This is a genomic window from Aeromonas sp. 603079 (assembly GCF_049172135.1).
In the GTDB taxonomy this organism is placed as follows: domain Bacteria; phylum Pseudomonadota; class Gammaproteobacteria; order Enterobacterales; family Aeromonadaceae; genus Aeromonas; species Aeromonas veronii.
This window is the reverse complement of sequence record NZ_JAAKPX010000037.1, coordinates 1-22,155: the sequence shown is the minus strand read 5'-3', so window position 1 is coordinate 22,155 and position 22,155 is coordinate 1. Positions and strand designations below refer to the sequence as shown.

Below are 22,155 nucleotides of genomic sequence, written 5' to 3'. Positions count from 1 at the left end.
CCCGATGCGGTACATAGGGGGTTCTGAGTAGAGAAATGCTAGTTGAAAATGTGTAAACCTATTTCAGGACTAGACACCGTTATCTGCAAGTCGCGGCCGACTTATTCGTCGTGCTTGCACTCACCGGTAGCACAATGACCGTAGAGGTATAGGCTGTGGTTGGTGAGACGGATATTGAATTTCTTGGCGATCTCGCGCTGACGCTGTTCGATCACTTCGTCGGAGAACTCGATCACCTTGCCGCAGTCGAGGCAAACCAGGTGGTCGTGGTGCTCCTGAGTGGCCAGCTCGAATACCGACTTGCCACCTTCGAAGTGGTGACGGGTAACGATACCTGCATCATCAAACTGGTTGAGAACGCGATAGACGGTAGCGAGACCAATCTCTTCACCCAGGTCGATCAGTCGTTTATAGAGATCTTCGGCGCTGGTGTGCTGGCAGTCCGGCTGTTGCAGGATTTCCAGGATTTTGACCCGGGGCAAGGTGATCTTGAGCCCGGCCTTTTTTAACGCTTGGTTGTTGTCTGCCATATTCTACTTATTCGCATTCTCGAAGGTGGGGTTATTCTGATGGACTGCCGCAGGAATGGCAACCTTGAACTCGCTTGGCCTGTCATTATAGGTCGTAGCCTCCCTAAAAATAAACCCAGCAATTCAAGGGGTTTAGCCATAAATGGCCGGTTGGATTGAAATAATCAATCGTGTCGTCCGACTTGCTGGCATGGCAGATGTTGATAAGATGTAACTTTCATATTTCTGGTCGGATGAGATCCATGGATTGGCTTTTTGACAATGCGGCCTGGGTGCGCCGCGCACTCAACGCTTGGCCCCCCTTCTGGGGCGCCGGTATCAAGATAGAGACCCTGAGCGATGACTTTCGCTACTGTCGGGTGACCCTGAAATCCCGCTGGTGGAACAAGAACGCCAACCGCACTCAGTTTGGCGGCAGCATGTTTGCCATGACGGACCCCATCTATCCGCTGATGCTTATGGGCTACTTCAAGAATCGCTATTACGTCTGGGACAAGGCGGGCAGCATCAACTACATCAAGCCGGGCAAGGGCAAGCTGGTGGCCGAGTTCAACCTGACCGAGGGCAAGTTGGCCGAAATCGTGGCGGCGACTGAAGGTGGCACCAAACACTTCCCCGAATTCGAGGTCACGGTACAGGACAAGAGCGGCGAACTGGTGGCGCAGGTCAAGCGTACCCTCTATGTGCGAGCCAAACCGGAGCACAGAGGTGAATAACAGGAGAGAATAAAGGCCGGTATCGCAACAAGCAGATACAACAAGGGCCCCGTCGGGGCCCTTGTTGTCATAGGTATGAGGGGAAGCGGATTACTCCAGCTCGCCCAGGCACATCTCTTCGTGCAGCTGTTTGCACCAGCCCTTGACGCGCTCGGCGGTCAGCTCCGGCTGGCGATCTTCATCGATACCCAGACCGACAAAGTGCTTGTCATCGACCAGTGCCTTGGAGGCTTCGAACTCGTAGCCGGCAGTCGGCCAGTGACCGATGATGATGGCGCCTTTGGCTTCAACGATGTCGCGCAGGGTGCCCATGGCGTCGAGGAAGTACTCGGAATAGTCTTCCTGATCACCGCAACCGAAGATGGCGACCAGCTTGTTGGTGAAGTCGATTTCGCCCAGATCGGGGAAGAAGTCGTCCCAGTCGGCCTGTGCTTCGCCGTAGTACCAGGTCGGGATGCCGAACATCAGCAGATCGAAGTTCTCGATGTCGGCCTTGCTGCTCTTGGCGATGTCACGGACTTCAATCAGATTCTTGCCCAGCTCTTTCTGGATCATCTTGGCGACAGCTTCGGTGTTACCGGTATCGCTGCCAAAAAACAGACCTACACTTGCCATAGTGTTTAGTTACCCGTATTTGGTGTTAATGCTTGACGCTCAGACTGCAATATCCACCGCAAAGGCGGATTCAATCTGTTGCTTCAGGATAGATTGGATCAGCTCGGCTCGGCTGATGTTCTGTTGCAACGCAAGTTGGTTCAGGCGCTCCAGCAACTCGGCCTCTACCTTTAACTCTACCCGTTTCAGACCATTCTCCCGATCGCGCTTAAGCTGGTTACGCTTGTTGATCTTGAGCTGGGTCTCGCGGGGGAGTGGGTTGGTCTTTGGCCTGCCGGGGCGCTTCTCGTTTGCGAACAGATCCAGTGTTGTTCGATCAGTTTGCTGTTTGGCCATACATCACAGATGAAAATTGTTAGCCTAGTCCTGAGCCTTCCCAGCCCAGTTCGATCAGCCCCTTGGCGACAAAACCTGCACAACCCAGAAACAGTACCAACCAGACGATGAAACGACCGAAACGGGGCACATTGCCGCGTTTGAGCACGTCCTGAATGGCCAGGCCAATCAATATGAAAATGGCCACAAAGAATAACTTGAGGCCCAAACTTTCGATCAGGTCGATATGTTCACTTAGCATGGATTGCGCACACTCCTTATGACGGGCGCACTATATCACAAAGGATTTGGAACTGTTAACCGCCTGTCGACAGGAAATCCACAACCAGTTTGTTGAACAACATCGGTTTTTCAGCATGCAGCCAGTGGCCGGTTCCGGCGATGACACGCACCTTTGCCGCTGGGAATTGGGCCAGTGCGGCCTCGCTGTATTGCGGCTGCATATAGTCAGAATCCCCCCCTTTGATAAAGAGCACCGGCCCTTCGAAGCGGTGTTCACTCTCTGGCCAGCCCATGATGTTGGCGTAGTTTTGCTCAAGGGCGGACACATTGAAGCGCCAACCCCAGCCATGCTCGCCTCTGGCGAAGGATTTGAGCAGAAACTGGCGCACCCCGGCGAGCTCGATATGCTGCGCCAGCATGGCTTCCGCTTCACTGCGGTTTTGCGGCGGCGTGCGCAGTGTGGCGTTGAGTCCGGCAAAGACATTCTGGTGGCGGGAGTGGGGATAGGCGATCGGGGCCATGTCGGCCACCACCAGCTTGGTCACCCGCGCGGGCGCCAGCTTGGCGACCTGCATCCCTACCTTGCCACCCATCGAGTGGCCAATCAGGGTGGCTTCGGCAATATTCAGCCGATCCATCAGGGTCAGGATGTCGCCAGCTTGCGCCGGATAGCTCATCTCACTGCTATGAAAGGAGGCGCCGTGGTTGCGCAGATCAACGCTGATGACCCGGTATTGTTCACAGAGAGCACGGGCCAGCAGGCCGAGGTTGTCGAGGCTGCCAAACAGGCCGTGGATCAGAATGACCGCCGGGCCCTGACCCTGCTCCTTGAAGTTCAATATGCTGTTTTGTTGCAAAATGACACCTTGTCGGTCGTGGGTGCGTATCGCTGTTTTATTTAACGCACTGGAAAGAAAAGGATTTCGTCCAATGGATTGGGATTTTATGTGGTTTTTTTTCTAAAAAATCCCGTCCGGATCGGCTATCAGTGCGGCTGATCACACACTTGGCCCGCTATTATGCCGTATTCTCGATGAGATTCATGTACATCTGCCAGCCCCTTGCTTGGGCTGTCGGGTTTGCCTATGTATAATCGCCGCATCCGAATTTCGACGAGTCCAGCGCATCCCTATGAAAACCATCGAGCTTGATGACGATCTCTACTTCTATATCGCCAGCCAGACCCGGCACATTGGTGAGAGTGCCTCCGATATCCTGCGCCGTCTGCTGGAACAGCCTGCTCACCAACGTGTGTCGGTTGCCGAGCCAGTTGCCGTCGCACAGTCCAGTACGGTAGCCACCCAACAAGGGCTGCAAGCCTTGCTCGATTCCGGTGAGCTGCAAAAGGAAGAGAAGTCCATCAACCGCTTTATGCTGGTGCTGAGTACCCTCTACCGGGATAACCCGGAAGGCTTTACCCAGGCCACCGAAATCAAGGGGCGCAAGCGCGTCTATTTCTCGCAGGATCCCGAGGCTCTGCGCGCCAGTGGCAGCACCACCAAGCCCAAGCCGGTACCGGAGACCCCGTTCTGGGTGATCACCAACACCAACACCAGCCGCAAGCAGAACATGGTTGCCCAGCTGATGGCCAGCATGGGCTATGGCGAAGAGGTGATCGCGCTGGTGTGTGGCGCCATTTAACGATTCTTCAAGACTCAGGCCTTGCCCGGCAAGGCCGCCATTACGCAAGGAAAACGCCATGGCTCAGCATTCCCACGCCGGTCAACCGGCCCGTTTAAGCGACCTGACCAACATCCCCCGTCTGGTCAGCGCCTACTACCTCAACAAGCCGGACATGAGCCGCCCCGAGCAGCGGGTGGCCTTTGGTACCTCCGGCCACCGTGGCAGCGCCCTGCACAGCGCCTTTACCGAATCCCATATTCTGGCGGTGACCCAGGCCCTGGTGGAGTATCGCCAGCAGGCCGGCATCACTGGCCCGCTGTTTGTCGGCATGGATACCCACGCCCTGTCTGAATCCGCCTTTGCCAGCGCCGTCGAAGTGCTGGCGGCCAACGGCGTTGAAACTCGCATTCAAGCCGGTATGGGCTTTACCCCGACCCCGGTCATCTCTCACGCCATCCTGCGCTACAACTCTGGCAAAGAAGGGGCCAGCAAGCCTGCAGTGCGCGCCGACGGCGTGGTGATCACTCCGTCCCACAACCCGCCGGAAGATGGTGGCTTCAAGTACAACCCGCCCCATGGTGGCCCCGCCGAAGGGGAGATCACCAAGTGGGTGGAGGATCGTGCCAACGCCATTCTGGAAGCGGGTCTGGCCGGTGTGAAGCGGATGCCGTTCGCCGAAGCGCTCAAGAGCCCGTTCGTGGTCGAGCACGACTATGTCACCCCTTATGTGGATGATCTGAAGAACGTGCTGGACATGGACGCCATCAAGAACGCGGGTATCAAGATCGGTGTCGATCCGCTGGGCGGCTCCGGCGTTGCCTACTGGGACGTTATCGCCAAGACCTACGGCCTGAACATCGAGGTGGTGAACTACAAGGTCGACCCGACCTTCTCCTTCATGACCCTGGATAAAGACGGCAAGATCCGGATGGACTGCTCCAGCCCGTTCGCCATGGCTAGCCTGATTGCCCTTAAAGACAAGTTCGACATCGCCCTTGGCAACGACCCTGACTACGACCGTCACGGTATCGTCACCAAGTCCGGCCTGATGAACCCGAACCACTATCTGGCGGTGGCAATCCAGTATCTGTTTACCCATCGCACCGGCTGGTCTGCGGATGCGGCCGTTGGCAAGACGCTGGTATCCTCTTCGATGATCGACCGGGTTGCCGGTGAGATTGGCCGCACCCTGAAAGAGGTGCCGGTCGGCTTCAAGTGGTTCGTGGATGGCCTCTACAGCGGCGAGTTCGGCTTTGGTGGCGAGGAGAGCGCGGGCGCCTCCTTCCTGCGCAAAGATGGCACCGTCTGGACCACTGACAAGGATGGCTTCATTCTGGCGCTGCTGGCGGCGGAAATTCTGGCGGTCACCGGCAAGGATCCGCAGGCTCATTACGACGCACTGGAAGCCAAGTTTGGCCGCTCCAGCTATCGCCGTATCGACGCCCCGGCCAACAGCGCCCAGAAAGCGGTGCTCTCCAAGCTGGATCCGGCATTGGTAGAAGCCTCAACGCTCGCTGGTGAGCCCATCATTGCCAAGCTGACCAAGGCACCTGGCAACGATGCCGCCATCGGCGGTCTCAAGGTGGTGACCGAGAACGGCTGGTTCGCGGCGCGCCCCTCCGGTACCGAGTCCATCTACAAGATCTATATGGAGAGCTTCAAGGGCGACGCGCACCTCGACCTCATCCAGCAAGAGGCCCAGCAGATCGTCTCCGCGGCACTGGCCAAGGCAGGCGTCTAAATCAGGTAGCCATCCTTGAGCCCCTGATGGGGTGGAACGTTGGATATAACAAAGGAGCCATAATGGCTCCTTTTTCATTGTCTGTTTTATGCCAGCGAGTTGTCAGCGCGCCGCCTTCACCGCCAGCCCCAACTGCCATACCGCCATGGCGTAGTGGGTGCTGTGGTTATAGCGGGTGATGGTGTAGAAGTTGGGCAGACCGTACCAGTATTGGTAGCCGGTGCCCACATCGAGGCGCAGCAGGCTCGCTTCGCTGTGGTTGCCGAGGGTGCTGGTGGGGGTGAGCCCTGCGCGGCGCAGGGTAGCGACCGGGTAGCGGGTCTGGAAGCCATGCTCATAGCCGGGCAGTTGGCCCTGACCACGCACCGCCACCGGTTGCCCTTTCTCCCAGCCATGGGCCTTGAAGTAGTTGGCGACGCTGCCGATGGCATCCACCGGATCCCACAGGTTGGTGTGGCCGTTGCCGTCAAAGTCCACCGCATAGCGCTGGAAGCTGGAGGGCATAAACTGGCCATAGCCCATGGCGCCTGCATAGGAGCCCTTTGGTTCGGTGGGATCCATCCCCTCGTCGCGGGTCATCACCAGGAAGGCTTCCAATTCGCTCGTGAAGAATTCGGCGCGGCGCGGATAATCAAATGCCAGGGTGGCCAGCGCATCCAGAATGCGGGTCTTGCCCATCACCCGGCCCCAGCGGGTCTCCACCCCGATAATGCCGACGATGATCTCCGGCGGCACCCCGTAGACCTGCTCCGCCCGGTTCAGCTCGCTTGCGTATTCACGCCAGAAGTTGACGCCGTTTTGTACGTTGTCGGGGGTGATGAACTTGGCGCGATAGCGGTTCCAGGCACCGGTCGGGCCGGTGGGCTTGGCGGTGGTCGGCGCCTGGGCATCCATCAGGCGGATGATCCAGTCGTAACGCTCTGCCTGTGCCAGCACCTGATGCAGCTGGGCGTTGTCAAAACCGTGCTTCTCGACCATCTTCTGGACGAACCGGTCCACGTTGGGGCGATTGGCGAAGTCCCCCTTGCTAACCCCTTGTGTATAAACGGGTTTGCTCGATGGCGCCTGATTGATAAAGGCGCTCTTGGGCTGGGGGACGACCACGGGCTTTGGCGCTGGGGCGCTGCTGCAGCCACCGAGCAGGGGGAATAACGACAGAGTGAGAAGAGAGGCAAGGCGACGCATAGGGTTCTCAAAGAGACTGATAAAAGTGTCGCAATGGTAAAACATTGTCATCCCCGTGCAAGTGTTCCGTGCGCCTTGTTTGCCGCCAATTCATCGTGCGATGGATTAGCCCTTCTGTGAGTGCTGTGCTGTTTCGCGCTGGGGGGGACGCAGGGTGTGGTAACCGCTCCAGAGCCGGGTCAGGGTGGTGATGGCGCAGAGCAGGGCAAAGCCGTAGGCGAGCGGGGCGAAGGCGGCGGGCCACAGGCACATCAGCACGAACAGGGCGATGGTCTCGCTCCCCTCGGTGAGACCGCCCAGATAGTAGAGAGACTTGTGGTGGTAGACCGGATTGTCGATGCCCCGCTTGCCCGCCATGATGGCAAACGCCAGGAAGCTCGAGCCGGTACCCATAAAGGCAAATAGCAGGGTGGCGGCGGGCAGCGCATTGGCGGGGGCGGCGAGGGCAAAGCCCAGCACCACGGCGGCGTAGAAAATAAAGTCGAGGGTGATGTCGAGAAAGCCGCCGCAGTCGGTGATGCCGGTTTCCCGCGCCACGGCGCCATCGAGCCCGTCCAGCAGCCGGTTGAGCAGGATGGCCACAAGCGCCCATGAATAACAGCCAAAGGCCAGCAGCGGCAGCGCCAGCATGCCGATGGCAAAGCCGGTGAGGCTCACCTGATTGGCACTGATCCCGGCACGGCAGAGCGGTTTGGCAAGCTGGGTGAGAGGGCTGCGGATCACGGGGATCAGATGGCGATCAAACAAGGTGAACACTCCTCGGTTAACAGTGGCATTCGGTGAGGTTGAGTATGGTGCCCGGCGCGTCTTCCGCATCGTGGGTCACCAGGATGGCGGGGATGGCCAGCGCCTTGATCTGGGCGAACACCAGTTCGCGAAAGGCGGCCCGCAGCGGCTTGTCGAGGCGGGAGAAGGGCTCGTCCAGCAGCAGGGTGTCGGGTTCGGCCAACAGTGCCCGCAGCAGACTGACCCGCGCTCGCTGACCCCCTGACAGCAGCTGCGGCAGCTTGTCAGCCTGATCCACCAGCGCGACCTGCGTTAACGCTGTCAGTGCCTTTTCCCGCCGAGCGTATTTTCCCTTGATGGTCGCAGGCATACCGAACATCAGGTTCTCCGCCACCGTCAGATGGTCGAACAGCAGGTCATCCTGAAACAGCATGCCGATGCGCCGCGCTTGCGCAGGCAAGGTGTTGAGTGGCCGCTCGCCGAGCCTTACCTCCCCCTCAAGCCGGATCGGGCCGCTATCTGTCTGCGCGCCGGGCAGTACCCCGGCCAGCCCCGCCAGCAGGGAGCTTTTACCGCAGCCGCTTGGCCCCATCAGGGTCAATACCTCGCCGGGGGCCACTTGCAGGGCGGGCAGCGAGAGCAGCAGATTTTCATCAAGGTAAAGCCGAAGAGGCGTGGTGCTCAGCATATGGCTGTTTCCATCATGAGAGTTCATCGTGAGCCGCCCCCCTTGAGCGCCGGATTGATCCGCGCCGGCAGCCAGAGCGCCAGCAGATAGATAACGAGCGGCAGCAGCAGTTGCAGCAGACCGTATAGCCCCGCCAGTCGCCGGTTGAGGCCGCTGCCGATGGCCACCGCTTCGGTGGTGATGGTGGCGACCCGGCCTGCGCCAAAGAGCAGGGTCGGCAGGTATTGGGCCAGGCTCACCGCAGCCCCCACCGCAAAGGCAAACAGCAGCGGGCGCGCCAGCAGCGGCGCTTTCACTTGCCACCAGGCTCGCCATGGCGTTGCCCCCAGCAGCAGGGCGCTCTGGGTGATCCGCGGATCGAACTGGCGATAGGGGCCGTGCAGGCACAAATAGACATAGGGAAAGACAAACAGCAGCTGACTCCAGAGCACCCAGCTCCAGCCAATGCCGCTGCTTATCGCGTCATGTGCAAGCCAGTCCAGCCCGATCCGGATGCCAAACAGCAGGCTCGCCTGCGGCAGCAACAGTGGCAGGCAGATAAGCCAGAGTGGCCAGGGGCGGCGGCCGGCTTGTGCCTCCAGACTCAGCACCGCCATCATCAGCGCGAGCAAGCCGCTCGCCAGTGCCAGCAGTGCGCTGGTTGCCAGCAGTGGCAGCAGTGTTGGCAGCAGATCCAGCCAGTAGTGACTGCTCCACTGGCTGGGCCAGAGGGCGGGAAAGGGCCAGCGGCGCGCCAGCGACCAGAGCAGCAGGGCCACCAGCACCGCCAGATTGACGGTGATCAGAGTGAATGCAGAGCCTGCTGCGAGCCGGTTGGCAAAGGAGTGGGACGCAGCCCGTTTGCCATCGAGCCAGCAGCCTTTGCTCACCTCTTGATGAAGCCACTCCAGTAATCTGAGCATGGCGATCAGCAGCGCCGTGATGGCGAGCAGCAGCAGGGCGCCGCTGGCGGTGGCGCCGCGCCAGAGCAGATCCGGGTCCTGATACCAGAGCCACAACCGCACCGCCAGCGGGGCGGGGGCATCGGGCCCGAGCAGTTGGGCGAGATCCACCACCGCCACACCGTAGGCCGCCACCGCATAGATGGGCAGGCGCAGGGCGGGCCAGAGCGCCGGTAGCAGCAGGCGCCACCAGATCTGGGGGGCGCTAAAACCGAGGCTTGCCCCCAGCCACTGCTGGCGTGCCAGCAAGATGGGCTGTTGTGCGGCCATCGCCATCAGCAGCAAAAAGGGGGTCTCCTTGAAAACGAGCAGTGCAATCAGCCCGAGCCCCCAAGGGTCGCGGATGGTCTGCCAATCGGGGGGGAGATCAAACCCCGTCAGAGCTGGCGAGATGAGCCTCAGCAGCCAACCGGAGGGGGCGAGCAAAAAGGCAAAACCGATGGCAAAGGCGACGTGGGGCATGGCCAGCATGGGCGAGAGCAGGCGGCGGAGCAGCCCGAAAGCCCGGCTGTCGCTGTGGGCCAGCAGCAAGGAGGTCAACAGCAGGCTGCCGAGGGTGGAGGCGGCGCCAATCCACAGGCTCAGCGCAGCGGAGTGCCACAGGCCTGGCTGGGCCAGCAGCAAGGCGAGATGAGAGGCGGCCATCCCCTCCGCCAGCAGTTGCCACAGCCCCGCCAGCAATGGGATGACGAAGAGTGCCAGATAAATGACCGCCATCCCCGTACTCATAGTGGGGTGGCGTGTCAACTGGCGCCACGGTCGGGAGCGGGAAAGCGGGTGACCAGCGGCACTCATCAGTGACCGTAACGCTCGGCCCAGGCCGCTTCCAGCTTGAGCTGCCAGCTGGGGTGAGGCTCGGCCACCGCTTTGAAGCGCAGTGCCGGTTGCCCCTTGGCGGGGTCAGGCAGGGCATCGGCCCGCAGCACGCTGGGATCACCCCAGAAGGCCGGATTGGCTTTTCGTGCCTGCGCCGCCGGGCTCAGCAGGAAGTTGGCCACCACCTTGGCACCCGCACGGGCACTGGCGTTGAAGGGGATGGCGAGAAAATGGCTGTTGGTGAGCGCCCCTTTCTCCATGGCGACCGCTTCCACACTGGGGGGCAGGGCGCCAATCTGGGCAGCGCTCTGCGCCTCCTGCGGATTGAAGCTGATAGCCATGGCCAGTTCGCCATCATCGAGCAGTTGGCGGGTCTCGGCAGCGCTGGTAGGGAACAGTTTTCCCTTGCGCCAGAGTGCCGGATGCAGCTCATCGAGCCAGGCCCAGAGCGGGGCGGTGAGTTGGGTAAACTCGCTCTCGGTCGCTTCCCGATAGAGGGGGGCCGGGTCTGGCGTCAACTCCAGCAGGATCTGCTTGAGAAAACTGGAGCCATGGAACTGGGGCGGCTTGGGATAGGTGAAGCGACCGGGATGGGCCTTGACCCACGCCAGCAGGGCTGTTGCCGAGGTGGGCGCTCTGGCGACCTCCTCGGTGTCGACCATCAGATTGAGCTGGCCAATGCCCCAGGGGGCTTCAAGCCCTTCCACCGGCAGGGTGAAGTCCTCACTCACCGGCAGAGTGCTATCTACATGCGCCATGTTGGGCAGCTCGGCGGTAAAGGGAGCGCCGAGCAGCCCCTGCTCCTTGAGCGCCTTGAAGTTCTCGCCGTTGACCCAGAGAAGGTCGATGGGGCCGCCAGCTTGCTTGCCCGCCTGCTTGTTGGCCAGCAACTGGCTGACGCTCTGGGCGATGTCATCCACCTTCACCTGCACCAGCTTGACCTGATAGTCGCGCGCCAGCTCCTGCCCGGCCCACACCAGATAGGCGTTGATCTCCGGGCTGCCGCCCCAGGCGTTGAAGTAGACGGTCTGCCCCTTCGCCTCCTCAAGGGTCTGTTGCCAGTTGTCATCAGGGCTGGCTAACAGCGGGCCGCTGGCCAGCAGTGGCAGGGCGCACAGCAGGGCGTTTAGCCGCTGTTTGAGCCGAGATCTGCAGTGTGAGTTGAGGTGTGAGCAGAGTTGTGAGAATGGCTTGAGCATAAACGTTTCCCTGATTGTCAGGCGCCACGGCGCCAGCGGTGATAACGGGCCAGCAACGCCAGCACCCGGGTAGGCTGGTGGGCCCGTTTCCATTCACCCGCCACGTATTTGTTCCCCTCCATCAGGGTAGGGTAGGCGTGAATGGTGCCGAGGATCTTGCCTAGGCCGAGGCGGTGACGCATGGCGAGCACAAATTCGGCGATCCGTTCACCGGCGTGAGTGCCTACTATGGTGGCGCCAAGGATAGTATCTTTGCCCGGCACGGTCAGCACCTCGACAAAACCGTGGCGCTCTCCATCGGCGATGGCGCGATCCAGCTCGGCCAGCTCGAAGCGGGTCGCCTCGAAGGGGATCCTCTGCGCTTCGGCTTCCTTGCGATTGAGGCCGACCCGGGCAATCTCCGGCGTGGTGTAGGTGGCCGCCGGAATAACCCGATAGTCGGCCCGAAAGCGCTTGAACTGGCCAAACAGGGCATTTACTGCCGCATACCAGGCCTGATGGGCGGCGAAGTGGGTGAACTGGTAAGGGCCCGCTACGTCTCCCACCGCCAGTATGCTGGGGAAGTTGGTGGTGAGGAAGCCATCGACCGCTAGGGTGCCGCGGGGGGCAAGCTCGACCCCTAACGCTTCGAGCCCGAAGCCGCTCACATTGGCGACCCGTCCCAGTGCCAGCAGCAGTTGATCCCCTTCCACCACCTGTGTCTCATCGCCCCGGCGCAGTTGCAGCTGGATGGGGAGATCCCCCTCGGCTGCGGGCAGATAGTCGGCTCGTTCGGCGCGCCAGTCGGTGAGTAGCTGCACGCCATCTCGGCTCATCTGGCCGGCCAGGGCGTCGGCTACCTCCCGGTCTTCGCGGGGCAGCAGTTGCTCCGAGAGTTCCACTAAGGTCACGGGAATGCCGAGCAGGGCGAAGCTCTGAGCCAGCTCGCAGCCGATAGGACCACCGCCCAGCACCAGCAGGCGACGCGGCGGGGTGCGCAGCTGCCAGAGGCTATCCGAGGTGAGGTAAGGCACCTGATCCAGCCCCGGCAGCTTGGGCACCAGCGGCCGGGCGCCGGTGGCGATGACGATATGGCGGCTGGCAAGGCGCTGGCCGTTCACTTCTACCTCCCAGGGTGAGACCAGCCGCGCCTCTCCTTCGATGCACTCCACTCCAAGCCCCTGATAGCGTTCGATGGAGTCGTGTGGCTCGACCTCCTTGATAACTTCAGCCACCCGCTCCATCACGGCGGCAAAATCGGCGCGGGAGTGGCTTGGGCTAAAGCCCAGCTCGTCGGCTTTACGCTGCTCTGCGGCAAAGCGGGCGCTTCGGATCAATGCCTTGGAGGGGACGCAGCCGCTGTTGAGGCAATCGCCCCCCATCTTGTGCTTCTCGATGAGCGCCACCTTGGCCTTCACCGCTGCCGCGATATAGCTGGTGACCAACCCACCTGCACCTGCACCGATCACCAGCAGGTTGTAGTCATAGCGAGCGGGTTTACGGTAAGGGGCGAGCAGGCGCCGTTGGGCGAGGTGTGTGGTCAATTTCTTGACCAGCCAGGGCATCAGCCCCAGCAGGGTCAACGCGACCATCAGGCCGGGGGAGAGGATATTGCCGGTGCTGGTTAACTGGCCAAGCTCACTGCCCGCCAGCACATAGACGAAGGTGCCGGGCAGCATGCCAAGCTGGCTCACCCAGTAGTAGGTGCTGACTCTGATGGGGGTGAGCCCCATCAGCAGATTGACCAGAAAGAAGGGGAAGATGGGGATGAGGCGCAGGCTGAGCAGATAGAAGGCCCCCTCCTTCGCCATGCCGGACTGAAAGGTGGCCAGCTTGTCGCCAAAGCGGGCGGTGACCCAGTCGCGCAGCAGAAAGCGGGCGCTGAGAAAGGCCAGGGTCGCGCCTATGGTGCTGGCGAAGGAGACCAGCAGCAGCCCCCAGGCGACGCCGAACACAGCGCTGCCACCCAGGGTGAGCAAGCTGGCGCCGGGCAGGGAGAGGGCTGTGCTCAGCACATAGATAAGCACGAACAGCAGGCTGGCCGAGACAAAGTGGCTGTCGACCCATTGCGCCACTGCCGCCTGCTGGGCCTGCAAGGCGTCCAGAGTGAGGTAACGGCCGAGATCGAGGGCAAAAAAGGCGCCGATAAGGCCCCCCATCACCAGTGCAAGCAGCAGGCGGGTCCGGTTCATCAGGCGTCCTTGCTGTCGGGCTTGGCGGGGCGTTCCGGCTGCACCGGCAGCTGGCAGAAGCCCTGCGGCGCGATATCGAGGGCGGCGTTGAACTTGGCCGACATGTTCTGGAAGGCGATAAGGCCGGTCAGTTCCACCATGGCATCGTCATCGAACCAGGGCTTGAGGCGGGCTGCCTGTTCATCGCTCACCCCATCGAGGCCAGTCATCGCTTCGGTGTAGTCGAGCACTGCTTTCTCCCGCTCGTCGAACAAGGGGCTTTCGCGCCACTTGGCTAGCGCCTCCACCTTCTCGCTGGAGCCGGCTCTCTTTACCAGGGTCATGGCGTTGATGTCGACGCAAAAACGACACCAGTTGAGCTGGGAGACCCGCACCGTCACCAGCGAGCGCAGCACGGGATCTATGGGGGAGCGCTTGCGGTTGATGACGCCATAGAGGGTGGCGACGGCGGCAAAGAGGCGCGGCGAACGGCCCCAGCACTTGCCCGGAATAAGCACCTGACCATAGTTGCGCTTTTGCAGCCAGAAAAAGGGGCGGATAAACCAGGCATATTCCCGGTCGGGTTTGACCTCAACGCGCATCAGTTACCTTCTTGTTGTTTCACACTTACGGTTTCAAATTGGGTTTGTAGGCTTGGCCCAACCGCTCGTTCAGGCGGGTCAGGAAATCCTCGATCCGCTCCCGGTTGGTGCCCAGATCGCTTTGTCCCTGACGGGAGGCTGATCGCATATCGATGCGAGTCTCTTTGGGGCCGGCAAAGACCCGCAGCGCCACATCATCCTGAAAGCCGAACCAGCCGGTGGTGACCACTGCATCCAGGCCATCCGGGCTGGGTCGTATCTGCCAGCCCAGCTCCTGCATCAGCTCGTTGGCTTCAATCAGCACTTCGGCAGGAGAGGCCCTGGTAAAGAGAGGACCGGGTTTTGCCTCAACTGCTTTCAGCGGTGCGCTATTTATTGGCAGATCCTGCGCCGTTCTCAGCTCTGCCGCCCAGCGTAGCTGGGGGGGATTGTAGGGATCTGTGCTCACATCGTTGATCAGCGGCATGCGCAGCGCCTGCAGCACAAAGGTCAGCGGTAGCAGCAGTGGCAAGGCGCCAAGGCCGCTGGCATAGCGGTTGCGGCTCCAGGGCAGGCGTACCAGCAAGATCAGGGAGACAAGGGCTCCGATGAGACAGATCGCAAAACCTATCCACCAGGGCCAGAGATGAAAGCGGCTGCCGAGGGCGCCAGCGAGCGGGAGTAACCAGGCCAGCAGGGGCCACAAGCAAGAGCGGGGCATAGCACGGGATCCATCGTCGAATGTGGACAATGCCGAGAAGGATAAACTTAATTGCCTGATAACGTTAGTAAATTGATGAGAGTTTGGCGTGGTTTTGGCCAGTTTTGCGAGGGAATGCAGAGGGAGGTGAAGCCCGCCTGACGGGAGCTTCACCGAGAGAATGGTCAGTTGCGATGACTTAGTTGCGATAGAGCACTTTGATCAGATGAAAACCGAACTTGGTGCGCACCGGCCCCAGCACCTTGAGCAGTTCGCCTTTGAATACCGCATCGTCGAAGGGCTTGACCATATCCCCTTTATTGAACTCCCCCAGATCGCCGCTGCGTTTTGAAGAGGCGCAGGTGGAGAAGCGCTTGGCCATCTGGCCGAAGTCGGCTCCCTTCTCGATCTTCTCCTTGATCTCCAGACACTGTTTTTCGGTCTTGACCAGAATGTGCTGGGCACAGGCTTTTTTCATCGGGGCGCTCCTGAGAGTGATGGCGAAGGTTGTTAACGCCAAGGGTGGTAGCAAATCGGGGCGCAAGAGTACCCCAATTTGCCACCGGCGTCAGCCATCACAACCCGCCATTTACCGGCGTTCGTCAGCCCTGTTACTGGCGAGCGCGGGTGGCCAGCACGGCGTGGGGACGCGCTTGCCAGATGATCTCCAGCCCGAGCAGGGCGTAGAGGCACCAGATAGCCAGCGGATTGAGCCACTCACCCCCCAGTTGCAGGGTCATCAGGGCGCAACCTGCCAGCAGCAAGGTGATGCCCGGCAGCCGCCAGTGGACGGGCAGGGGGGCCAGCATCGCCATTGCCAGCAGAATGCCGAGGCCAAACGGCAGGTTCAGGGCGGTAAAGGCCAGCGCCTGCTGGCCACTCATGCCGGTCAGCAGGGCCAGCAGGGCGCTGCAACAGGCGAGAAAGGTGATGAACTCGAGACGATCGGCAATATAGTCAGCCATCTGTTCGCTACGTGCATGCATGATGTGTCTCCTTCAGTTGATGGTTCAAGTGTGAGGGAGGGGCGCTTGCAAAGGCAGCGGGATAATTCGATTGCGCTGAACGAGCAATTCTTAATCACCCGCTACGGTGGGCTTTAGGGTGTGCCGGGCCTGTTAAACGGTGAGGGTGGGGCGATGCCGACAAACTCTGTCGTGGTGGGTTTCTGGTGGTAAAGAGAGGAGGAGAGGTGACAAATGGTGCCTGATGGTGGGGTGAGCCTTGTTCAGGGCAGGTCAATTCGCTTCCATCGGGAAAGCGGGCGGCGTCATCGTCACCAAAATGTGTGATTTGTGGTCAACCTCTTAAAAGATATGGCGAATTTGCCAATGGCACCGCGCTGTCGCTGGCCGATGCCTATGTTAGGATAAGGTTCGCCATTTTTCTGGCGCGCATTATCGTGTCACGGCCATGCACTGCATGGCGTGCTGCGCCGCATTCGGGGTTGGCCCGAAAGGGCGCTGGTTTCCTTCACCACAGATTCAGGAATATTGACCTTTGACAGGATGCATTTCATCCCTGCTGGCAGGGCGTTCACTGTCTGGCTCTGCCTTTCGCCGCGGCCTGCGGGTTCTGGGGGTGGGCCTGTTGCTGTCGCTGCTGGCTTCGCCCGCGTTTGCCGCCAAGCTCACCTATCAGGTCAAAGGGTTGAAAGGGGAGAACAAGGATAACGTTGAAGCCTACCTCAATGCCCTGCCGGTCTACCAGGAGCGGCAATACCGCCCGGCCCGCGCAAAAATTACCGAGAGCGTGCAAAAGGCGCTGCAGGTTTATGGCTACTACCAGCCGAAAATCACTCTGAGTCGCGACAAGAAAACCCCGTCCAAAGTGGTGATTGAGGTGGACAAGGGGGAGCCGGTCATCGTCTCACGCCTCGATATTCTGCTGGAGGGGGATGCGGGCAGCGACGAGCTCTACAGCGCCCTGCTGGACAAGTTGCCCCTCAAAGAGGGGGAGCCCCTCAACCACGCCAAATATGAATCCATCAAGGCGGATCTCGGCAGCCTCGGGCTGGCCCGTGGTTACTTTGATGCCAAGCTGAGCAAGAGTCAGGTCAAGGTGTTCCCGGACAAGGGGACGGCGGAGATCTTTATTCTGTTCGAATCGGGCCATCGCTACCGTTTTGGCGAGATCCGCTACGATGCCACCCCCGAAGCGCTTCATCTTATTCGCCCGCTTATCAACATCAAGAGCGGCGACCCCTATCTCGCCATCCGTCTGGCCGAGATGTCGCAGGATGTCTCCTCCACCAAGCTGTTCCGTCAGGTCGATATCAAGCCGGTATTGAGCGAGGCGAGCAACTATCGGGTGCCCATCGCGGTGACGCTGGATAACCGGGTCGATCACGAAATCGAGACCGGTATCGGTTATGCCACCGACGTTGGGCCGCGGATGAGTGCCACCTGGGAGAAGCCCTGGGTCAACCGCTACGGCCACCGTCTGTTTGCCACCGCCAAGGTGTCGGCGCCGGAGGCCGAGCTCAGCTTCGACTACCAGATCCCGGTGGGCAACCCGCTGCGGGACTACTACTCCATCCAGACCGGTTACCAGTACAAGGACAACAACGATACCCGCTCCGATCTCACTACTATCGGTGTGCACCGCTGGACGCGACGGCCGGAGAGCTGGGACCGTGACGTCTTTATCCGGCTGGAGAACGAGATCTATACCCAGGGCGCCGACGAAGGGAACAGTTTGCTGCTGATCCCAGGGGTCTCCTGGTCCCGGCTGCGGGTGCGCGGCACTCTGGTGCCCGATTGGGGGGATCGCCAGCAGCTGACGCTGGAGTTCTCCGACCCCAGATGGGGTTCCGACATCAGCTTTATGCGGGTGTGGGGGCGCAGCAAGTGGTTGCGAACTCTTGGCGATAACCACAGATTCCTGATGCGGGCCGAGCAGGGGGCCATTATAGGTGACAGCTTCTCGCTGGTGCCGCCGTCCTTGCGTTTCTTTACCGGTGGCGATCAGACGGTGCGCGGTTTTGGTTACGAGAGCATCTCCCCCACCGGGCCGGATGGCAAGCTGACCGGTGGCCGCTACACCAGCGTGGCCAGTCTGGAATACAACTACCGCTTCAGCGAGAAGTGGCTGGGGGCCATGTTTGTGGATGGCGGCACCTCCACCACCGATTACAGCGAGCCCTGGAAAATAGGTACCGGCGTCGGTGTGCGCTGGGTCACCCCCATCGGTCAGGTCAGGCTGGATCTGGCGGTCGGGGTATCAGAGGAGGACAAGCCCTTGCGGCTGCATTTCGCATTGGGGCCTGAATTATGATGTTGTCTAAACGCTTTTTTCTTTGGCCGCTGCGGCTGTATCTTGCGCGGGGGTCTGCATTGTGATCTGGCTAAAACGCATTTTTCTCTGGCTGATGGGGCTGGTGTTCCTGCTGCTCATCGGCGTCAGCCTGCTGGGCTTTACCCATCAGGGCAACAAGTGGTTGTGGCAACAGGCCAGGGCGGCGCTGCCCTCTCTCAAGGGGGAGCTGGTGGCCGGTCAGCTTGGCTATGGCTGGACCCTGGAAGGGGTGGGCTGGCAGGATGAGTTGGTGGATGTCACAGTGGATCGTGCCGTGCTCGACTGGGATCTCGGCAAGTTGCTGCAGGGCAAGCTCTGGATAAAATCCCTAGCGGTGACCCATCCGGTGGTCAAGGTAGCCGATTCCGAGCCTGCTCCGGAAGAGCCTTCCGAACCCTTTGTCTGGCGCCCGCTGCCACTCAAGATCCAGGTCGATAGCCTCAAGGTGGCCGATCTCGATCTGGCGGTTCCCGGTGTGGCTGTGACCCTGGGGTCCCTCGATATCGGCGCCACCCTCAATCGCAAGGGGCTGATTGTACGCGGCCCGGTGCTCGATAACTTGAAGGTGACGCTGGATGACGCGGCGCCCGCCAGCGTAGCCAAATCTGCCAAGCAGCCGGCCGCTAGCGAGAAGCAAGCCGGAGCTGCGGTGGCGCGCAACGACAAGGCCAGCGCCGAGACAGCCAAACAGGGCAAAGGGGCGCCAGTTGCAAAAACTGCAAAGGCTGCCCCCATTCTCCTGCCCGCCATTCATCTTCCTTTCCCCATCCAGCTGGAAGGGGTCAGCGCGACCCGGGTGCAATATAAGCAGGGCGAGCTGATTGAAGGGCTCGACAAGCTGTTGCTGTCGGCCACTGCTGCCGACGATCGCATCGAGGTGCGCGAGCTCTCGCTGCGCCACGCCATGGCTGACCTGGTGCTCAAGGGCCATATCCAGCTCAGTGACGACTACCCGCTGGCGGTGACCCTGGATGCCAAGGCCCGCAAGGGGCTGCTGGATGGCGAGCTGCAGGGTGAGCAGGCCACGTTGGCGCTGAGCGGCTCGGTCGGCAAGCTGGGGCTGGCGTTGTCGGCCAAGGGGCCGATCGCCGCCAATCTCAAGGGCTCTCTGGCCTCGCTCGACCCGGATCTCCCTTTTGATTTGGCCCTTGACTGGAAGAGCCTCAGCTGGCCGTTGCACAAGCCTGCCAAAGATGAGCCGAGCTATCGGCTGGACAAAGGGAGCCTGACTGCCAAGGGCAAGCTCTCCGGCTATCAGTTTGCCCTCAATACCTCCGGCAAGGGAACCGATGTTCCCCCCTTCAAGCTTGCGCTGGACGGGAAGGGGGATCTGGAGCGGCTCAGCAAGATCGCCTTGCAGCTCAATGCCCTCAAGGGGGAGCTCAAGCTCGATGGCAAGCTCGCCTGGAACAAGGGGGTTGAGTGGCAGGGGACCACACTGTTCAAGGGGATCAATCCGGCCGAGCTGCTGCCTGAGCTGAAAGGGACGCTGGCCGGTGAGCTGGAGAGCCGTTTCGTGATGAACGAGGCGGGTCACTGGGAGCTGAAACTGCCCAAGCTCAAGGTGGATGGCAAACTCAACCAGTACCCGCTGGCCCTCAAGGGGGAGCTTAGCGGTAATGACAAGATGGAGTGGCAGATCCCGGCGCTCTCGCTGCAAAGTGGCCCCAACCAGTTGCAGGCCAAGGGCAGCATCAGCACTGCCCAATGGAAGCTCGATGCCAACCTGCAGGCTCCCCAGCTGGGGGGTATCTATCCCGGCCTGAAAGGGGATATCAAGGGACAGGTGAAGGTCAGTGGCAATCAGCAGACGCCAAAAATCGATGCGGATCTGGCCTCCGACCGGCTCTACTATGCCGGCACCGACCTGAAGGGCATTAGTCTCAAGGGCAATGCGGTGATCGGCGCCAAACCGGCCGGTGAGCTCGCGTTGTTGGTGGCGCAGCTGAAACAGGGGGATACCAAGCTCAGCCAGCTGGCCCTGAACCTCAGCGGCGATATCAGTCAGCATCTGTTGACCCTGACCATGAAGGGTGACCCTGTTGCCGCCAACCTCAAACTGGGTGGCGGCGTGCGCGGGGATCACTGGCGCGGGGCGCTCTCCGAGTTGCGGCTGAAAACCCCGCTGCGCCGTTGGGACTTGAGCTCCCCCTGGGCACTGGATCTCGATCTGCCGCGTCAGCGGCTGGCGATGGGGGATCTCTGCCTCGGCTCCCAGGGGGCCAGCCTCTGCGTCAAGGGGAGTCAGGTTTCCGCTGCCCAGGGGACTCTGGAGTTTGCCCTGAGCGAGTTTGATCTCAAGCGGCTGCGCCCCTGGTTGCCTGACAACTTCCGCTGGCAGGCGATGCTCTCGGCCGATGGCCGCGCCAGCTGGCGTGGCAATCAGCCGACCCTGCATGCGGTGGTGCGTACCACACCGGGCACTTTTGTGGCAGATGGTCTCAAGACTGATTATCAGCAGCTGGCTCTGGCCCTGGATTTCGAGCGGCAGCAGGCGGCCATTCGCCTCGATTTTGCCTCCAAGCAGATCGGCAATATCGATACCGATCTGCTGATCAGGGAGCCTGCCGGTCGCGGTCTGCTCGGCGGTCAGCTCAAGTTTGACGACCTCAAGCTTAATACCTTTGCGCCGCTCATCCCTGAGGTGCGCTCCCTGCAAGGGATCATCTCCGCCGATGCCCGCTTCGACGGCACCCTGGCGGCGCCCCTGCTGTTTGGCCAGCTCAACCTGCGTGACGGTGAAGTGCAGACTCACTCCGACATGGTGACCCTGACCAAGCTGGTGACCCGCCTCAAGATCGAGGGCAACCGCGCCGAGCTCGATGGCTCCATGCTGGTGGGCAAGGGGCCGCTGGCGTTGGGCGGCTGGCTCAGCTGGGCCAAGATGCCGGTCAGCGGCAGTCTCACCATTCAGGGTAAGGATCTGGAGGCGCAATATCCGGGCATGGGCCGGGTCAGAGTCTCGCCCGATATCGCGGTGTCGCTGGGGGAGGAGACCCGGATTACCGGTCAGGTGGATATTCCCTGGGCGCGCATTCTGGTCAAGAGTCTGCCGGATTCGGCGGTGGCGGTCTCCGACGATGTGACTGTGGTCTATGACGATCTGCCCCCTGCTCCCAAGCAGGCAAGTCTGCCGCTGGCGATGAAGGTGGCGATCCGCCTTGGCAACGATGTTAAGCTCGATGCCATGGGGTTGAAGACAGATGTCTCCGGCGGTCTAAATATCCGTCAGGATCCCGAGAAACCGCTGGCAGGCAACGGCCAGCTGGTGCTGACCAACGGCCGCTTCAAGGCCTATGGTCAGAACCTCATCATCAAGGAGGGGCGGATCCTCTTCTCCGGTCCGCTGGATCGGCCCTTCCTCAACATCGAGGCCAACCGGGATCCCGATACCATAGAAGGTCAGGTGACGGTCGGGGTGCGGGTGACCGGCCCTGCCAGCAAGCCTGAAATCACTGTCTACTCCGAGCCGCAGATGGCGCAGTCGGAACAGCTCTCCTATCTGCTGCGCGGCAAAGGGTTGCAGACCGGCGGTGAGGATGGCGGTTTCAACGGCCTGCTGGTGGCCGGTGCGGTGAGTCAGGCCAACGGCGTGGTGTCGAGCATCGGCGAGTCGCTCGGGATGAGCGATGTCTCCCTCGATACCGCGGGCAGTGGTGACAACACCCAGGTGACTCTGTCTGCATATCTGCTGCCGGGCCTGCAGTTCCAGTACGGGGTCGGGGTCTTCAGCCCCATCGCCGAGTTCAAGCTGCGCTACGAGGTATTGCCACGGCTCTATCTGCAGGCGATGAGCGGGGTGGCTCAGGCGGTCGATATCTTCTATCGCTTTACTCTGTAACGCTTCATCCCGTAACAGGGCTGATATGAATCTAAACGGGAGGCGCAGGCCTCCCGTTTTGTATTGCTCGATCGGCCGCGGGCAAGCCGTGATAAAGGTTGGCAGTGCAGAGGGAGAATGAATTGCGATGGGCCAAAAATGCGAAAACCCGGCACTAGGCCGGGTTTTCTGAATGATGGTGGAGGGAGAAGGATTCGAACCTTCGAAGGCAGAGCCGTCAGATTTACAGTCTGATCCCTTTGGCCGCT

The 22,155-nt window shown here is 60.9% G+C and carries 20 protein-coding genes; 5 read left to right on the top strand and 15 right to left on the bottom strand.

Annotated features, from left to right (window positions below; genetic code table 11):
• Positions 1-101: 101 nt before the first annotated feature.
• Positions 102-530 carry a ferric iron uptake transcriptional regulator gene (fur, locus tag G5287_RS20420; protein WP_005334301.1) on the bottom strand — a complete coding sequence of 143 codons (429 nt, stop codon included), beginning with the start codon at positions 528-530 and terminating at the stop codon, positions 102-104.
• 242 nt (positions 531-772) lie between these two features.
• On the opposite strand from fur, the gene G5287_RS20415 reads away from it, so the two are divergent.
• The gene (locus G5287_RS20415; protein ID WP_227340874.1) at positions 773-1,246 is read left to right on the top strand and encodes a DUF4442 domain-containing protein; all 474 of its coding nucleotides are present in this window, start codon (positions 773-775) and stop codon (positions 1,244-1,246) included.
• A 90-nt stretch (positions 1,247-1,336) separates the two neighbouring features.
• Here the strand turns inward: G5287_RS20415 and fldA are convergent, their stop codons facing one another.
• Genes fldA through G5287_RS20395 form a run of 4 tightly spaced genes read right to left on the bottom strand, consistent with a single transcriptional unit; the run spans position 1,337 to position 3,276 of the window.
• Entirely contained in the window at positions 1,337-1,861 is a 525-nt protein-coding gene (gene fldA / locus G5287_RS20410; RefSeq protein ID WP_005344430.1) for a flavodoxin FldA, read from the bottom strand.
• Positions 1,862-1,900: 39 nt separating this feature from the next.
• Complete coding sequence (ybfE, locus tag G5287_RS20405) at positions 1,901-2,197, bottom strand: LexA regulated protein (RefSeq protein WP_005334297.1); 297 nt, start codon at positions 2,195-2,197, stop codon at positions 1,901-1,903.
• A gap of 19 nt (positions 2,198-2,216) precedes the next feature.
• Positions 2,217-2,438, bottom strand: a complete 222-nt coding sequence (locus G5287_RS20400; RefSeq protein ID WP_005334296.1) for a DUF2788 domain-containing protein — start codon at positions 2,436-2,438, stop codon at positions 2,217-2,219.
• Positions 2,439-2,493: 55 nt separating this feature from the next.
• The gene (locus G5287_RS20395) at positions 2,494-3,276 is read right to left on the bottom strand and encodes an alpha/beta fold hydrolase (RefSeq protein ID WP_227340873.1); all 783 of its coding nucleotides are present in this window, start codon (positions 3,274-3,276) and stop codon (positions 2,494-2,496) included.
• A 274-nt stretch (positions 3,277-3,550) separates the two neighbouring features.
• Between G5287_RS20395 and seqA the strand changes: the two genes are divergently transcribed.
• Positions 3,551-4,060 (top strand): replication initiation negative regulator SeqA, encoded by a 510-nt coding sequence (gene seqA, locus G5287_RS20390; RefSeq protein WP_421171963.1) that lies wholly within the window; start codon positions 3,551-3,553, stop codon positions 4,058-4,060.
• 58 nt (positions 4,061-4,118) lie between these two features.
• Positions 4,119-5,783 (top strand): phosphoglucomutase (alpha-D-glucose-1,6-bisphosphate-dependent), encoded by a 1,665-nt coding sequence (gene pgm / locus G5287_RS20385; RefSeq protein WP_227340871.1) that lies wholly within the window; start codon positions 4,119-4,121, stop codon positions 5,781-5,783.
• Positions 5,784-5,885: 102 nt separating this feature from the next.
• Here pgm and mltB read toward each other — a convergent pair whose 3' ends face one another.
• The 10 genes from mltB to G5287_RS20335 form a co-directional block, all read right to left on the bottom strand.
• A complete protein-coding gene (gene mltB / locus G5287_RS20380) occupies positions 5,886-6,968 on the bottom strand; it encodes a lytic murein transglycosylase B (RefSeq protein WP_421231799.1) in 1,083 nt (360 codons plus the stop codon).
• A 105-nt stretch (positions 6,969-7,073) separates the two neighbouring features.
• Complete coding sequence (locus tag G5287_RS20375) at positions 7,074-7,715, bottom strand: CDP-alcohol phosphatidyltransferase family protein (RefSeq protein ID WP_074042681.1); 642 nt, start codon at positions 7,713-7,715, stop codon at positions 7,074-7,076.
• A 16-nt stretch (positions 7,716-7,731) separates the two neighbouring features.
• Positions 7,732-8,382, bottom strand: coding sequence for an ATP-binding cassette domain-containing protein (locus tag G5287_RS20370; RefSeq protein ID WP_074042682.1), 651 nt, complete (start codon positions 8,380-8,382; stop codon positions 7,732-7,734).
• A gap of 23 nt (positions 8,383-8,405) precedes the next feature.
• Complete coding sequence (locus G5287_RS20365) at positions 8,406-10,040, bottom strand: ABC transporter permease (RefSeq protein WP_421231798.1); 1,635 nt, start codon at positions 10,038-10,040, stop codon at positions 8,406-8,408.
• Between the two features lie 77 nt (positions 10,041-10,117).
• Positions 10,118-11,338, bottom strand: a complete 1,221-nt coding sequence (locus G5287_RS20360; RefSeq protein WP_421231797.1) for an ABC transporter substrate-binding protein — start codon at positions 11,336-11,338, stop codon at positions 10,118-10,120.
• 17 nt (positions 11,339-11,355) lie between these two features.
• Positions 11,356-13,509, bottom strand: a complete 2,154-nt coding sequence (locus G5287_RS20355; RefSeq protein ID WP_421231796.1) for an FAD-dependent oxidoreductase — start codon at positions 13,507-13,509, stop codon at positions 11,356-11,358.
• Positions 13,509-14,090, bottom strand: coding sequence for a carboxymuconolactone decarboxylase family protein (locus tag G5287_RS20350; protein ID WP_042052696.1), 582 nt, complete (start codon positions 14,088-14,090; stop codon positions 13,509-13,511). Before G5287_RS20350 ends, G5287_RS20355 begins: the two co-directional genes overlap by 1 nt.
• A 25-nt stretch (positions 14,091-14,115) precedes the next feature.
• Positions 14,116-14,790 carry a DUF1499 domain-containing protein gene (locus tag G5287_RS20345; protein ID WP_421231795.1) on the bottom strand — a complete coding sequence of 225 codons (675 nt, stop codon included), beginning with the start codon at positions 14,788-14,790 and terminating at the stop codon, positions 14,116-14,118.
• A gap of 178 nt (positions 14,791-14,968) precedes the next feature.
• Positions 14,969-15,247: a peptidylprolyl isomerase gene (locus G5287_RS20340; RefSeq protein WP_033136755.1), complete on the bottom strand. Its 279-nt coding sequence runs from the start codon at positions 15,245-15,247 to the stop codon at positions 14,969-14,971.
• A gap of 133 nt (positions 15,248-15,380) precedes the next feature.
• Positions 15,381-15,755 (bottom strand): hypothetical protein, encoded by a 375-nt coding sequence (locus G5287_RS20335; protein WP_421231794.1) that lies wholly within the window; start codon positions 15,753-15,755, stop codon positions 15,381-15,383.
• Between the two features lie 514 nt (positions 15,756-16,269).
• Here G5287_RS20335 and G5287_RS20330 point away from each other — a divergent pair.
• Complete coding sequence (locus G5287_RS20330) at positions 16,270-18,045, top strand: autotransporter assembly complex protein TamA (protein WP_100646312.1); 1,776 nt, start codon at positions 16,270-16,272, stop codon at positions 18,043-18,045.
• 61 nt (positions 18,046-18,106) lie between these two features.
• Positions 18,107-21,907 carry a translocation/assembly module TamB domain-containing protein gene (locus G5287_RS20325; protein WP_421231793.1) on the top strand — a complete coding sequence of 1,267 codons (3,801 nt, stop codon included), beginning with the start codon at positions 18,107-18,109 and terminating at the stop codon, positions 21,905-21,907.
• The last annotated feature ends 248 nt before the right edge of the window (positions 21,908-22,155 follow it).

What these genes read in the sequence shown, in the direction of transcription:
- G5287_RS20345 (WP_421231795.1), bottom strand. Translation starts at nt 14,790, where the DNA reads ATGCCCCGCTCTTGCTTGTGGCCCCTGCTGGCCTGGTTACTCCCGCTC.
- G5287_RS20355 (WP_421231796.1), bottom strand. Translation starts at nt 13,509, where the DNA reads ATGAACCGGACCCGCCTGCTGCTTGCACTGGTGATGGGGGGCCTTATC.
- fur (WP_005334301.1), bottom strand. Translation starts at nt 530, where the DNA reads ATGGCAGACAACAACCAAGCGTTAAAAAAGGCCGGGCTCAAGATCACC.
- G5287_RS20360 (WP_421231797.1), bottom strand. Translation starts at nt 11,338, where the DNA reads ATGCTCAAGCCATTCTCACAACTCTGCTCACACCTCAACTCACACTGC.
- pgm (WP_227340871.1), top strand. Translation starts at nt 4,119, where the DNA reads ATGGCTCAGCATTCCCACGCCGGTCAACCGGCCCGTTTAAGCGACCTG.
- G5287_RS20415 (WP_227340874.1), top strand. Translation starts at nt 773, where the DNA reads ATGGATTGGCTTTTTGACAATGCGGCCTGGGTGCGCCGCGCACTCAAC.
- seqA (WP_421171963.1), top strand. Translation starts at nt 3,551, where the DNA reads ATGAAAACCATCGAGCTTGATGACGATCTCTACTTCTATATCGCCAGC.
- G5287_RS20350 (WP_042052696.1), bottom strand. Translation starts at nt 14,090, where the DNA reads ATGCGCGTTGAGGTCAAACCCGACCGGGAATATGCCTGGTTTATCCGC.
- G5287_RS20370 (WP_074042682.1), bottom strand. Translation starts at nt 8,382, where the DNA reads ATGCTGAGCACCACGCCTCTTCGGCTTTACCTTGATGAAAATCTGCTG.
- mltB (WP_421231799.1), bottom strand. Translation starts at nt 6,968, where the DNA reads ATGCGTCGCCTTGCCTCTCTTCTCACTCTGTCGTTATTCCCCCTGCTC.
- G5287_RS20400 (WP_005334296.1), bottom strand. Translation starts at nt 2,438, where the DNA reads ATGCTAAGTGAACATATCGACCTGATCGAAAGTTTGGGCCTCAAGTTA.
- G5287_RS20340 (WP_033136755.1), bottom strand. Translation starts at nt 15,247, where the DNA reads ATGAAAAAAGCCTGTGCCCAGCACATTCTGGTCAAGACCGAAAAACAG.
- ybfE (WP_005334297.1), bottom strand. Translation starts at nt 2,197, where the DNA reads ATGGCCAAACAGCAAACTGATCGAACAACACTGGATCTGTTCGCAAAC.
- fldA (WP_005344430.1), bottom strand. Translation starts at nt 1,861, where the DNA reads ATGGCAAGTGTAGGTCTGTTTTTTGGCAGCGATACCGGTAACACCGAA.
- G5287_RS20335 (WP_421231794.1), bottom strand. Translation starts at nt 15,755, where the DNA reads ATGCATGCACGTAGCGAACAGATGGCTGACTATATTGCCGATCGTCTC.
- G5287_RS20365 (WP_421231798.1), bottom strand. Translation starts at nt 10,040, where the DNA reads ATGGCGGTCATTTATCTGGCACTCTTCGTCATCCCATTGCTGGCGGGG.